8 protein-coding genes are annotated in these 14,679 nt (G+C 42.4%); 4 read left to right on the top strand and 4 right to left on the bottom strand.

Annotated features, from left to right (window positions below):
- The first annotated feature begins 55 nt into the window (after nucleotides 1-55).
- From lepA to ACY2LT_RS07885, 4 genes are read left to right on the top strand one after another with little or no spacing between them, the layout of a single operon-like run.
- A complete protein-coding gene (gene lepA, locus ACY2LT_RS07900) occupies nucleotides 56-1,861 on the top strand; it encodes a translation elongation factor 4 (RefSeq protein WP_491814989.1) in 1,806 nt (601 codons plus the stop codon).
- A 16-nt stretch (nucleotides 1,862-1,877) separates the two neighbouring features.
- A complete protein-coding gene (gene lepB, locus ACY2LT_RS07895; protein ID WP_491814988.1) occupies nucleotides 1,878-2,810 on the top strand; it encodes a signal peptidase I in 933 nt (310 codons plus the stop codon).
- A gap of 1 nt (nucleotide 2,811) precedes the next feature.
- Nucleotides 2,812-3,651 (top strand): alpha/beta hydrolase family protein, encoded by an 840-nt coding sequence (locus tag ACY2LT_RS07890; RefSeq protein ID WP_491814987.1) that lies wholly within the window; start codon nucleotides 2,812-2,814, stop codon nucleotides 3,649-3,651.
- Nucleotides 3,648-4,073, top strand: a complete 426-nt coding sequence (locus ACY2LT_RS07885) for a hypothetical protein (protein WP_491814986.1) — start codon at nucleotides 3,648-3,650, stop codon at nucleotides 4,071-4,073. The genes ACY2LT_RS07890 and ACY2LT_RS07885 overlap by 4 nt, the downstream gene beginning before the upstream one ends.
- Nucleotide 4,074: 1 nt before the next feature.
- Here the strand turns inward: ACY2LT_RS07885 and ACY2LT_RS07880 are convergent, their stop codons facing one another.
- From ACY2LT_RS07880 to ACY2LT_RS07865, 4 genes are all read right to left on the bottom strand, one after another.
- On the bottom strand, nucleotides 4,075-5,517 hold the full coding sequence (locus ACY2LT_RS07880) for a dockerin type I domain-containing protein (protein ID WP_491814985.1): 1,443 nt from the start codon (nucleotides 5,515-5,517) through the stop codon (nucleotides 4,075-4,077).
- Between the two features lie 35 nt (nucleotides 5,518-5,552).
- Nucleotides 5,553-6,536, bottom strand: a complete 984-nt coding sequence (locus ACY2LT_RS07875; RefSeq protein WP_491814984.1) for a hypothetical protein — start codon at nucleotides 6,534-6,536, stop codon at nucleotides 5,553-5,555.
- Nucleotides 6,537-6,543: 7 nt separating this feature from the next.
- A complete protein-coding gene (locus ACY2LT_RS07870) occupies nucleotides 6,544-7,857 on the bottom strand; it encodes a type IX secretion system plug protein domain-containing protein (RefSeq protein ID WP_491814982.1) in 1,314 nt (437 codons plus the stop codon).
- Nucleotides 7,858-8,060: 203 nt separating this feature from the next.
- Entirely contained in the window at nucleotides 8,061-14,507 is a 6,447-nt protein-coding gene (locus ACY2LT_RS07865; RefSeq protein ID WP_491814981.1) for a LamG-like jellyroll fold domain-containing protein, read from the bottom strand.
- Nucleotides 14,508-14,679: the final 172 nt, after the last annotated feature.

The following is a 14,679-nucleotide window of genomic DNA, read 5'->3' as shown; positions in this document are numbered from 1 at the left end:
TTTCACAAGTTAATTTAGTATATTTGTAGCTTGTAATTATGGCTAAATTTGAAAAATGGAAAATTTTCGCAACTTTTGTATTATTGCTCATATAGATCACGGAAAATCTACTCTTGCCGACTGCCTTTTGATGCGAACCGGCAGAGTAACAGAGCGTGAGATGGTTACAAATCAAATTCTCGACGACAATCCGCTCGAGCAGGAACGCGGTATTACCATCAAACTTCACGCTATTCAAATGGACTATACTGCACGCAATGGCAAACAATACACTCTCAATTTAATCGATACTCCGGGACACGTGGACTTTTCCTACGAAGTATCCCGTTCGCTTGCAGCCTGCGAAGGTGCTATATTGGTGGTTGATGCCACTCAAGGCATCGAAGCACAAACAATCAGCAATCTTTATCTTGCAATTGAACACAATCTGGAAATTATTCCTGTAATAAATAAAATTGACCTGCCGAGTGCCGAAACTACTATCGACAAAGTAAAGCAACAGATAATTGACCTTATCGGATGCAAAGAGGAAGAGATATTGCTCGCTTCGGCTAAGAAATCGATTGGTATTGACGAAATTCTGGAAGCGATAGTCGAACGCATTCCCGCACCGAAAGGCGACCCAACGGCACCGCTGCGGGCTCTGATTTTCGATTCGGTGTTTGATTCCTATCGCGGGGTGATTGTATATATTCGTGTATTTGATGGTGTGCTTCGCGAAAACGACAAAATCTACTTTATGGCAACCGATATGACCTACGACGTGGAAGAAGTAGGTATTCTATATATGAAACGGCACCGCACAGGAGAACTATCAGCGGGAAATGTCGGATATTTTATTGCAAATATACGCGATTTGCACGATACGAAAGTAGGCGACACAGTAACACTATTCAAAAACCGCTGTTCGGAGCCTATTGCCGGATTTAAAAATGTGAAGCCAATGGTGTTTAGTGGAATTTATCCGGCGGATTCGGATGATTTCGAAGATTTACGCGAATCGCTGGCAAAATTGTCGCTAAATGATTCAGCAATTCAATACGAGCCGGAAACTTCAAGTGCTCTGGGATTTGGCTTCCGTTGCGGTTTCCTTGGGCTACTGCATATGGAAATAGTTCAGGAACGGCTTGAGCGAGAGTTCAATCAGAACATTGTTACAACTGTTCCAAACGTTCGCTACAAAGTAATCAAGACAAATTGCGAAGAGATATTTATAGAAAATCCTGCTCAATTGCCAAGTCCGGTAGAAATTGAAGAAATTCAGGAACCATACATCAAAGCACAAATCATTACTCCAAGCGAGTATATCGGAAACATAATGAAACTGTGTATGGATAGACGCGGCACACTTATCAACACACACTATCTTTCTGCCGACAGAGTTGATATGAGCTGGGAATTGCCGCTTGCGGAAGTAGTTTTCGATTTCTACGACAAACTGAAATCAACCTCGCGTGGCTATGCTTCGCTCGACTACGAATTTCACGATTACAAGGCAGGCGACCTTGTAAAACTCGATATATTAATAAATGGCGATCAGGTGGATGCATTGTCCTCGATTGTTCACCGTTCGAAAGCTTACGAATGGGGCAAAAAACTTTGCACAAAGCTGAAAGACCTTATTCCTCGCCAAATGTTCGAAGTTGCGATTCAGGCAGCAATTGGTTCGAAAGTTATAGCCCGGACGAATGTCAAAGCACTACGCAAAAACGTTCTTGCAAAGTGTTACGGAGGCGATATTTCGCGTAAACGCAAACTACTTGAGAAACAAAAGGAAGGCAAAAAACGTATGAAACAGGTAGGGAATGTAGAAATTCCGCAAGAAGCGTTTCTTGCTGTTCTAAGTATTGATAAAGAATAATTAATTGGAATAAATTATGAAAAACTTCATTGTTTCTGCTTATCGTAGATACAAGGACTACAAAGCAAATAAAAAGAAGCCCCAAACTTTTGCCGAACATGTTGTTTCGTGGATCAAAACAATTGTTGGAGCGATTATCTTTGTGATGATAATCAACGGGTTGCTTATTGCTTCGTTTGTTGTGCCAACAGGTTCGATGGAAAAGACAGTTCTCACTGGCGATTTTCTCTTTGTGAATAAATTGATTTTTGGACCTTCGACACCACAAATAATTCCGTTTGTGAATATACCTTTGCCTTTCTATAAATTTCCCGGGCTTCGCAAACCCGAAAAGAACGATGTAATTGTGTTCATTTTCCCCGGTTATCGCGATGAAGTGGAAGCATCTGAATTTCAGTATTATTTGAAGCGATGCGTTGCAACCGCCGGCGATACTTTGCAAATCATAAACAATGTGCTTTATGTAAATCGGGTTGAGCAAAAACTGCCACCAAATGCAGTTATAGCAAACAACGCTTTTCGCGACCCGATGGAAACACTCCGCACTTTCCCCAAAGGACGCAACTGGACACACGACAATTACGGACCAATCCGCATACCTAAGAAAGGCGATGTTATAAACCTGACGCTCGATAATTTAGAAGAATGGGATATTTTCATCAAACGCGAAGGAAACGACGTGAAAGTGGATGGCAATCAAATTATTATCAACGGGAAGCCTGCTAATAAATACACTGTTCAGCGGGACTACTGCTTTGGGATAGGCGACAATCGCGATTTCAGTCTTGATAGCCGCTACTGGGGATTTATTCCTTACGACAATGTGCTTGGCAAACCACTCATTATTTATTGGTCGTGGGAAATTAAAGATGCATATGAACGTCCATATAGTTTAATTGAAAAAATATCGAATATTCGCTGGAATAGAATTTTAAAAACTGTTAGTTAAAATGAGCACAATTATTAGCTCGTTCAAAAATAATGTCGGGCTGGATATAAATTTAGAAATAGTTGATAATAGCAATAGAACGAAAAAGACACTGTTTCTATTTCTTCACGGGTTCAAAGCTTTCCGTAACTGGGGTTTTTATCCGTATTTATGCGAAAAGGTTGCCGAGAACGATATAATTTCTGTTCGCTTTGATTTCTCGCTTTCTGCTGTTGTCGATGGTGAGCGCCTGATATACAATTCCGAACTTTTTGCACAAAACACTGTGTCGAAAGAAGTGCAGGATGTTCAGGATTTTCTTGAAGCTTTGGAAAAGCAAGAAATACCGATTGACTACAATAACTGGAATGGGGAAATTGTTCTTTGCGGGCATTCTCGTGGTGCAGCTATTGCAATTCTAACAGCAAATCTATCGCAACGTATTAAAAAACTTGTTCTGCTTTCGCCTATTGCGACTTTCGACAGATATTCCGACCGTCAGAAAGATTTATGGCGACGCAACGGATACGTTGAGTTCAAGCTTGTTCACTCGCAACAGAAATTACGTCTCAACTATTCATATCTTGAAGATATATTGCTCAATGCTGATAAATTCAACTTGCCAAAGGCAATAGCCAATGTTGAGCAACCTATTTTGATTATTCACGGCAAGCAGGATTTAACTGTTACCCCGAAAGAAGCATACGAGCTTGCCCACAGCGTGAAGAACAAGGAAAAATTCCGCTTCCTGCTGTTGGATAAGGCAGGACACGGTTTCAACTCGGCTCATCCATTTGATGGGACAAACCAGGTGCTTGAGAAGCTTATTGTTGAAGTAGTTAATTTCATTAACGAGAAGTGAGAGGAAAACCGTATATATTGCTGATTTTGATATTGCTTGCAAGCTGCGAGCTGATTGTAATCAAAGCACCACCAAAGGAACGCCAGCAACGTGTGGAACTATCCCAGCGGGCACCGCTTAGCGTTGTGATGCTATTCAAAGCAGAACTCGACAGCAGTAATGTTTTTGGGGCAATGTCGCTTATTGCGTCGCCGGAAAAAACAAAATATCTTGCTGAGCAACGCTACGAAAGAATTACTGATATTCAGCGGGTTCGCCGTATTTTGCAAAACAAAAAAGTAACAGAATATAAAGCAAATTCTGTTGCAGAAGATATTTCAATTGTGAGCTTGGAATTAAACTGGTTAGAGAAAATTAACTTTGTTGCTGCAAAAATTGATAGCCAGTGGTATGTAACAGATTATAAATATCCGGCAGAATAACCTATTCAAGAATTATCTTTTGTATTTTTGTTTCATTTGAGTTGCTAAATTTAGCGATAAGAAATCCTTTCACCCGAACTTTCGATGCAAGATCGATTGCGGATAAATTTCCAATATCTGTTTTATAGACAAGTTCGCCCAATAGATTGTAGATTTCTAAATTATCGTATTTTCCGAAGCAACTATTCAAATAAAACGTATTATTCGAAAAGAATATATCTTGATTTTCGGATTTTTCGGCAACAGAAGTGAAAGCAGATAGTTCGAAAATATGCCCAAAAGATGAAATTCCTCTGAGATTTTTGATTGCAACGTCAGGTGTTTTGAAGTTCGGATTTTTCGGCTCTAAAACTAAATTAGCAACTACACCTGAATTGTTAATCAGGTTTGTTTTGCTGACTGTGCCGATAGAGAATTCAATTGAATTTTGGGTTGATTTCCACATAGAGAAAGTAGCTTTGTTTCCGTCCAAAAGTCCGGTTGGTTCAATTCCCTGAACTTCAAAATCCTGTAAATCAGGAATTTCAATTGTTCCGGCAAGCGACAGATACGGCTGGTAGGTGCTTACATAGATAGGATAAATGATGCTGCTGCTTGACTTCTGAACAACTATTGCAGGCAGTTCAATTTCCTGATTAGTATTATTAATTATGCTGCCGGTGGGATGCTGCTTGTCGTAGTTGTAAGAGATAACTAAATTATCAATCATATTAACTTCTCCGTTGCCATCGCAATCAGCATAAGTAGCAGAGGCGGTGTCCCAGGCAATCACCGGCTGAGGAGCCCAAAGAGTGCTTGCGGGCTCGCGTTTGAAGCTACGCATTTGCTTGGTGTTTGGTCCGAAGCCTAAATAGTAGGAAACTGTTGCAAAATCGAGGTGGTTAACAACTCCGTCGTTGTTTGCATCGCCGGGCCATACGTTTACGAAGCTATGGATTGTGTAGCTAATGCTTGATGTTGGCAAATCAATAAGTTTCAGTTGTCCGTCGGCAACAACAGTTATCCGCGGATTGATCAAACTAAAAGTAACCACGTCGAAATGCGGAGCTGCTGGTATCACAACAAATTTCAGATTAACAACTTTGGGATTGTCGGGTGCGTTTGTGTCGCGGGTGTAGTCCATACCGGAGCTAACGACCAATCTGCCTATGTCATTAGAGGCATCGGGCAGCGAAAGCACAAGGGTTTTGGTAGTGGAACCAAATTCACCGCGTTTCCATTCGGAGAAGCGGACAAACTGAGTTTTATTGTAGCGAAGCTCGAAAGACACGTTTGTGCATTTTTGGATATTTTCGGCAACAATATCTATGCTGAATACATAAGTAGCCGTTACGAACTTGCTTCTGGACGAATCGACGTCGTTTCTCACGAAGTTGAGAGATTGCGTGTGCAAGGCAGTCGAGGCTACCAGAAATAAGGTTAATATGTAAATAATTTTTCTCATTCCCGAAATAACAAGCAATTGATATGCCAGAAATATCAATTTTCGTCCACATTCAGCAATTTTTTTGCTAATTTTGCAACAAGCTTGTTCATTTCTTCTAATTTATCATCATATAATATATCGGTAACTGTTTTGATTTTTTCAACATCTTTTTCGTTAATTTTATAAAGAGAAAGGGAAATTTCGGCGGCTTCGGGCAATTGCTCGTAGCTTCCGGCAATAAAATATCCAACGTTGAATTTGCGTAGTGCGTCTATCTCATTTAAAGTAGGCAAGTTATAATTTTCAACTACGTAAAGCTTGAACAAGCTGTACAAACTATCCCGTGTTTCGAGGTCGTAAGCAACGAAATCTTTGGATTTTTTTGCAACTTCGAAAATTTCTTCGAGAGCAGCAAAGGAAGTTGTAATTCTTGCGTCGTATAAATTCCAGGGTCGCAACCCAATTGGCAGGCTAAAACCAATTCCGGTAAGAACGAGCGTTGGTGCAGGTTTCACATTTAAATTCCCAACTTGATTAGAATATAATTTGCTGTTGTTTTTGGCATCTGCAAAGGCTCTTTGGGTGGCAGTGAGCAACGATGGGTCGAAAAGAGTTTTTTCGGTGGTTGCCTGACGATAGTTCAGATGGGCAAATCCTTCGCCTTTTTGACGTTTTGTCGTATCGCTAACGTCCACCAGAAGCAATTCCACCCGCAGCATATTGATAAATCTGTCGGCACGCATAAAAGCAACTTCATCAGCACCTGCTATTCTGGCAATATCGAGAAGGATAGGCTTTTTCCCTTCGTTGTAGAGATTTTGAGCGATTGTGTCGCGGTCGGGCTTTTCGATGAAATCATATTTGAGAGTAAGCCTTGTCGCAAGCGACAAAGCAGCGTCTGCCTTTATTTCGGGAATATCCTCCACTGCAACGTTTCTTCCCGCGATATAGTTGCCAAGCATAATTTTTCGTTTTTCAACTTTGCCTGAACATCCAACAATAGTAAGCATAATCAATAAAAACAGTAACTTTTTCATTTTATCCTCAATAACTTCTACTAATACTTTGCCTTGTTGCCGCAATAATTGCGTCGTAGCCACCGAAAGCAACATCTTTATAATAGACAAATGCGATGAATGAATGGTCGTTTACGCTTGTGTTGCCTTCGTATTGGTCGGTAGAATACCGCACCGCACGGTTTCGGTAAAAGTCGAATTCGCCGGTAGCATATAAATAATTATGCACACCCCGACGCACCCAAGCCCGAAGTTTGTAGTAGCGGTCTGCTTCGTCGAAATACATAATCCAGCGGTGGTCGGGCTTCCAGTTGTTGAAAGAGCCGATAATAAAGACATCTTCGTTTGTAATCACTCCATCCGGTTCAAGCAGAAATTCCAGATAGATATAGTCGTTTGCATAATTAGGAACGCGGCTTGTTAGCATAACGCCTTCGTTGTCGTATTCGTTGAAAGTGCCGTTGCGGCGTAAGTCGGAAAGAGGAAGGCGTTGCTCGGTTACTCCACGGGGAAAATATCCAAGATTGTTCAAATCCAGCACCCTATATTCGTTTTCGGCAGGAACACCTTCAATTCTAAAATACTTTCGCGCTCCGATAAAACCCGAAACATTTCTGCGGTATTGATATTTATAAAGATATGAATAGTCATCTATATCGTTTCTTGATGAAACAACGAGAGGTTCTTCCCAGCGATTATTTTTATAAAGCACGCAGGTATGCACATTATTATCCAGCAGGTTCAATTTTGACCAAACCTGAACGTCGAGATTATAACTTGTTGATGAAACATTGTATTTAGTCGAATACATACTATTCCAAATGCTCATTACAGATTGGGCTCGTGGCTCGACCACAAAGAATTTTGCTTCTGCAAATTCTTCTTTATCGTTGTCGTAGTTATAAAATTTCACTTTCCAGTTGCCCGAATATTTAATCGGGATGCTAAAATCAGGAAACGAGAAATAGCCTCTGTGCGAGAAATACGGATTTGTGTAGCCGGCTGCATCCCAGCGAATGTTGCTAAACCGGCGGTGGTAGAGCTCCTGATAAAAAATATTTTCCGTTTCTTTCCAGTCAGCAGTGCAATGGATAAACCGGGCATATAAATTCGGAGGAACGCTTGCAAAAATATCTATTTCCACAGTAATTTTTTCGCTACCAATATTTGTCGAATAGCCCGAACTATTGTTCAGAACAAGGATAGGTGGCATAGTTTCGTTGTCGCCGTAAATTCGAACACCTCGCAGCAAAGCCTCGTGCTTAGGGTCGAATTTTTCATCCTGAGCGTTTGCCGGAATCGCAATCAGTAGCAACAAAATATTTATGATTATTTTTTTCATTTCCACTTCTTATACTTTCGGAAAATTTCGTAGCGATTCAAAATTAATATAAAAATATAGACGATTAATTATTGAAGAGATTAGAGAAATTAATGAATAGCAGTAAATAAATTATTTCAAGGTGTCGGAAACAGCGGTTACGCATAAAAAAAGCAGCCCCTTCGAGGAAGGGGCTGCTCCGGTGTTGTTATGAACGTAGAGTATTATTTAACTCTTACAACTTCGCGAGTGATTACGTACGGACCAGCTTCGATACGAACGATATACATACCGGAAGCGAGGTTCAATCCGCTCAAGCTAACAGTATGGCTGCCAGCAGCATAGAACTTGCCGGATACAAGCGAAGCAACCTTGACACCCATTGTATTGTAGAGGCTAACAGAAACATTACCATCAGTTGGGATAGTGAATGTAACTTTTGCTTCGTCTGCAAATGGGTTAGGAACAACTTCAACATTGTAACCAAGAGCGATTGGATCGTCGATACCAGTTACGCTACCTTTGATTTCGAACGGACCTGAACGGTGGTATTCGAGTTCAGGAATGTTAGCGTAGATAGCACGAATCCAAGCGTTCTTAGTATTAACATTTGGCACCATCCAGTCGAATGAACGGAGAGATGCTTTGAATTCGCTTGCAAGAGTATTCCAAGTAGCGCCGTTATCGATAGAGTATTGCAATGTGAATGTATTAACGTTTTCGTGAACCCAGCGAACAGGACGTTTTTCGCCGAAGTTAAGTTTATCGTTTGCACGAGGATTAGTAATAACGAGTGTACCAGAGAGAATTCTGAATGGTTCGGAAACTGCGAGCACTTTACCTGTTGCAACATCAACCATACGAACAACAGCGTTCTTAGTGTTTGCAGCGGGGATAGTCCATTCAACTTCTTCTTTGTTGGAGCTAACCGATCCAGTAACAGCAGTCCAGCCATCAACGCCATTAGCGGAGAATTCGAAACGAACGTTAGCGTTGTCTTTCGAAATCCAGCGGATAAAGTCCTTCTTGCCGCTTGTGTAGATAGGATCAGTGGAAGCAGGACGAGTAATTTCAGCTGGGACAGAGAATATAGTAAATACAGCGTCGCTTCTGTCGAGTTCTTTGCCAGTAGCTGCGTCGAGCAAGCGAACAAGCATTTCGCCGGAATTGAGGCGAGGAGCAACCCAGTTGAAGCTTAATTTGAGAGCATCAACAGGTTCCTGACTAATACGAACCCAGGAAGCACCGTTGTCGGCTGAGTATTCGAGATACAATGAAACGCCTTCTACATCGAGCGGAGCAGTCCAGTTGATTGTGTACATTGAACCACCTTCCCAAACTTCGCCTCCGTTAGGAGCAACAACAGCAAAGTTCTTAGTGATGATGATAGGTTTAATGTCTTCGAATACGCCAACGCCAGTGATAATTTTGCCGTCTGTGGAGAGAACAGCGCAAGTATTGCTCCAGTTGAAGAATATGCTCTGATCTTTGCGTAAGAGTTCAAATCTGAGAGTGCCAAGATAAGTATTAACTCTTGGAACAATTTGACCCGGGCGACGTGTATATGCATCCCAATCAACTTCGATAGAACGTGTGTTTGGCACCGGAATATCAGTTAAATTAGTTGGCGAAGTGTAGATCGGACCGTAGCCTAAATCAGAACGGTTGTCGAAAATAACTTCGTTGAGTTTAACAAGTTCAGCAAAACGAACAACAGTTGGGTCGAAATTGATTGCAAAAGTAGCATTTGCAAGAGCAAAATCAGCACCGGTATTGCGAATGTAGATAGGAACATCTACGAAATTGCCGTTAAGATGAGGCATTGCAATAACACGGTAGGACAAACCACCAGACTGAGTTTGGTCGTATTTGCTGATAGTAGTGGAAGGATGGATTTCGCCACCTTCGTTGAGATATGATTTAGCATCAGCAATGAGGCGTTTCGAAAGTTCAGGAGCAAGAGGATAGTAAACGCTCATTGGGTCTGCATCGGAAATGTAAGCAAATGGGTTGCTTTCGATAGAATTAGTAGTTTGTGGATAAACGTAAGCAGTATTCAAAGCAAGGTTGCGAAGTGATGAAACTTTGTTTGTATTGTTATCAACGATAGTTCTATCGATAGCGTTTGCAACGTTATCGCCGTTTACGTCGTTGGAAGGATCAGTAGAAAGAGCATTGACGCGAACTTTAGCACGGTCAGCTGCATTGATTTGACCATCGCGATAGACGTCGCCACCAACCATAGCTGGCAATGAGTTAGGACCAGTAATGTTGTTTGCAGCACCACCATCGTTGAAGTTCAAGCCAGTTGAAGCCCATTTCGAGTTGTAGCGGTCAGGAGTGTAGTTTTGTTCATCGGCATAAGCAGTATAGCGGGAGCCATAAGCAGGAGGTTCCTGACGAGCTTCTGTTGAAGTAATTAAGTTATTGTCGGTACCGTCCCAAGCCTGGAAGTCCCAACCTGATTCAACGCCCCAAGTAGAGAGGTCGTCGCCAACATAGTAGAACGGAGCAGCGTAAGCCGACATAACAGGCAAGTAGTTCAGGTGATCAACAACTACGAAGTAGCGACCATCAGCAACTTCTGTAAGAACGAAAGGAACGTTAGCGAAGTTGTTAGCGCCAGCATTTCTGTTAGTGATAAGTTTCGATTGAGTAAAGTTGTAGTATCTATCAGTTGAAAGAGCCGTGCTATTAGGAACATAGGCACCAGGAACGCCTGAATTATCTTCGAACAGGCGAATTCTCAAACCTTTGTTGGAGAAGTTAGTACCAATGTTGTTCACAATACCGCCAGCATATCCACCGTGGTAGCCATCGAGAAGGACGCGAACAGTGAAGTTGCTCGGAGGAGTAATGTTGAATTGAGCACTTTCGCTGATAAGAGTTTGCATAAAGCCATCAGCGCCGTTATCATATTCTAATGCATAAGGAGTGTTGATGTTAGCGCGGGCGCGAAGTCTTAATCTTCCGTTAGTCATTGCAGCGCCGATAACGCTTTGGTCGTTGTAGATACCGTCTTTGTTAGCGTCAGGATCTGCAATTGAGCAATTGAGGATACCAGCATATTGTGGTTTTGAAGCAACGCCCATAAATTCATAATCAGCAGTAGCAGTTGGAAGAGCAAGTGCGTTTGTATAGCCAGCATTTTGGTAAATGCTCGAAACAAATTGATAAGGAACGTTAGTGTTGCCAGCGCCACCGCCGGTTGAGAATTCTAAGTCAGCTTGTTGCGAAGAAGAACCATAAGTGAAAGTAGTTCCATCATTACGGTTATAGTCGAAACCAATCCAACGAACTTTGAGAGCAGTTTCAGTGTTTTTAACTGATTGCAGATAAACTGGTTCAACTAATTTAATAAATGGAGTAGTTGATTCGTAGTTTGCAGTCGGGTCTGGATTAATACGAGCAACAAGGTCGGCATCGTAAGGAGTCATTTCGAATGCACGAGCTTTGCCGTAGTTGACCCAGCTATTACCGTTGAATGAGTAAGCAGCAATGAGGTTCTTAGTGTAGTCAACACCGCCGAATACACCGAGTTCACTTGCGCGGACGTTAGCAGCACCCTGAACAAATTTAATCATATCGTCGATAGTGAGTACACCACCAGGATTGCCGCCCCAGAAGCGTAATTCACGGAATTCACCATCGAAACGACGACCGGTAGTTGTTCCGATAGTTGGTTCGTAGCCAATGTAAACAGGTGAAGTGTTTGTTTTATCAACAGTAATGCCAGAACCGAGCTGTCTCATAATCGGGTTAGTTGCTTCTAATGCATCGTTACGAGTCCAGGTAAGCTGAGGAACACCATCAACAAAGAACAGGATTTGTGATTGTGAACCAACTGATGGAATATTTACCCAAACACCAACGTGAACCCAAACTGAATCGAATTCAACTCTGTTAGGATTGAGTATTCTGTAGATTGGATCGCTCACAGCAGTGCGAATAGTTGGAGTTCCGTTGTCGAGTGATGAAACAACGAACTGCAATTGACCTGTTGGGAGAAGTCTCAAAGCATAGTGGAGTGCAGCAGCTTCTGTTGCAGCGTTTGGATTCTTCTTTGCAACTATCGGATAGAAGTTACCTTCAGTATTTTGAGGGAAGCTATAAGGTTTGATCCAAGTTTCAAGGAAGAAAGTTTCGCCAGTGATATTGAGTTTAGTATTCTGAGGAATGCTTACAATGGAGTTCTGACCATTTTTGTAAGCGAACCAAGGAGCAACTTTGAAAGGTTGGGAAATATAATAAATATCTTGCTGATTGCGAGCTTCGGAACCGCTTATTTTCATCAGGACATCTTTTTCGTAGTTGCCAACAAATGGGATAACGCCTTGCAGGTCGTTCATCATACCGGAAGAAGTAACGTTGTTGTAAGGTTCCCACAAAGCATAAGATTCTTCAACTTCTGCATTGTCGATAGGCATAGCAGGAGTTTGATTGTCCAAAGCGTCGAACCAGGTGTTGCCACCATCGCGGCTAATCTGGATCATAACGTCGCCGTAAGTTGCGCTTGGTTTTGGAGTTAAGCTGCCAATACCATAGGAAACCCAGCGAATTTCGTAAACTTTATCAACCAAATTGCTTACACCTTCGCCACCATTTGGAGAAGTCAGTTTGATGTGAGAGCGGTCCGGGCGGTAGCGGATAGCATCATTGTTTGGAGTGGAAGTCAATCCGGGAGTAGTAAAGAAGTTCAAGTCGTTGTTGCTTTGCTGATAGATTTTTTCGTTAGCTTTATCAAGGCGTGAAGCCTGCAATGGGAAGTAGAGCTCGAGCCCGGTGCGCCAATCGTTTGGACCATCAGTGATAGGAGTAATTGTGCCATTTGGATCGTAAACGCCTGGGATATAGCGACGCAATTGACTTTGTTCTAAAGCGTGACGCCAAACTTTAACTTCTTTGATACCGCCATAGAAGTAATCTTGCGAACGCATACCGTTGTTTGGATTGACGCCAACCCAGATAGGCATTTTAACGTTCAACGGGCGAATATTCGGAGCGCTTGTATTTTTGTAGCGGGCAACTTCTTCGCCATCAACATATAATATAACAGTATTATTCGAAACAACGCCAGCAAGATGAGTCCAGGAAAGTGAATGCTGGTCTGTCAGATTAGGATTGTTGCCGTATGGAAGCAATGGAGCCGGGCAAACAACATCGCCAAGCACACTGCCATCAGCAGCAGAAACACGGAATGCCGGATAAATACCATCGCGAAGATAAAGCATCCAGCCCAAACCTGCATCCGATGCCGAACCTGAGCTTGCAGCAACTATAGCAGGTGTGCTGCCAGCACCATTCGAAGTGTTCAGATTAACCCAAGCTTCTACAGTAAATGAGTTTGGAGTGGAGAAGTTTCTAACTGTGCGGAAATAAGTGGAAGCACCATCAAATTGAACGAAGAACAAACGACCAAGGATGAAAGTTTGGTCTGATTCGTCCATTCTTGTTGAACTAGTGTAAGCAGGACGGCTGCTTTCAGCGAGGCTGCCGCTTGTGCCTTCAAGTTGAGTTATTCTAATTTTTGCAATTTCACTTCTGAACGGGAAGTTGTCGTCTGCTTTCCAGATAACACGGAGAACGCCACCGTAGCCCCAACCAGTGAGACCTGGACCATCGGGTTCATCTTGTAATGCACTCGAAGCAACATCATTTGGTAAAGGTTTAACAGTACCGGTTGTAACAAAGTAGTCGTCTGTTGCATCGAGAGAGTCTATCCAGCCTAATCTGTATGTTGGCAAATCAGCAGCAGCGATAAGAGAAGCTTTGTCGCGACTTTCAGCAACGCGTCCAAATTCAGTATAAGTAGCACCACCATCGAGCGAATATTCAAGACGATATGCGAAGCGGCGTGTTCCATAAGGTTCTGCTAACGAAGGAGTAGCAAGACCAGAACGTTCGAAGTAAATCGGATAGCCGCGATTTGTGCGCATTGATTGATATGGAGATTCGGGATAGCGGTTTACTGTTTGATTAAGTTGATTTGGATTGAGAACCGTAATACCACGAATTGTAAACGGAGCTGGGTTTACAAATTCAACCTGGTTTGTAACGTTTGTAAGACCATCACCACTCATTACAACAGTTGTATTGAGCGAAGTGTACGGATTGAACTGAAATTCTGCTAAATCGCTGTCAGTTAAAGCGTTTGCGTTGAGAATATTGAAGCGAAGAAGTCCGATAAACGACCCGCGCCCAGAGGAAGCAGGAGTGAAACCAGGACCTGCAGAACTTGTAAGATTGACATCGAGCACAGCGACATAACGCATAGTTCCGCCCACCAAACCTGAAATGCTTGTTCCGCTGAGAGCTGCGAAACCGCGAGCAGGCTTGTTGTGGAATTCAGATTCAATAATATAATATGGCAGAGGCTCTGGAGCATCAACATCGAACTGAACAGCATCAGTTTTCGATGAGGGTTGATTAACAAGCGAGAAGTTTTCTGCTTGAAGTTTAGAGCCATTATAAGAAACACCAATGTTCATTGCTCCGAGCGGACCCGCATTAGGCGTCAGAGAGCGGACCCAAATTTCAACGCCCAGTTGGTTACCCATTCTTCGGGGGGTAAGCGTCATCTGGTAGTTGTAAGTTTGAGCAAGTGATTCGGCGGCTCCTGCAATGAGTAACAACGCCAGCCAAAATGCACTCAGGAATTTTACTTTTTTCATAATTTGTTCCTTTTATATTTATAAACACAATTTCTTTTTGCTTTGGCTTTGGGCTATGGGTTGCCATAGCATCCAAGCACTTATTGTAATTCCATTTAGTTATTACAAAGAACTTTTCTTTCCCGGTTCGGGTGTGCCTCCCAAAAGGCGGGAGACACACTTCCCGGAAACA

Source organism: Eximiradius proteiniborus (genome assembly GCF_058546985.1).
The sequence above is the reverse complement of the archived record's forward strand: the minus strand, read 5'-3'. Positions and strand labels throughout refer to the sequence as shown.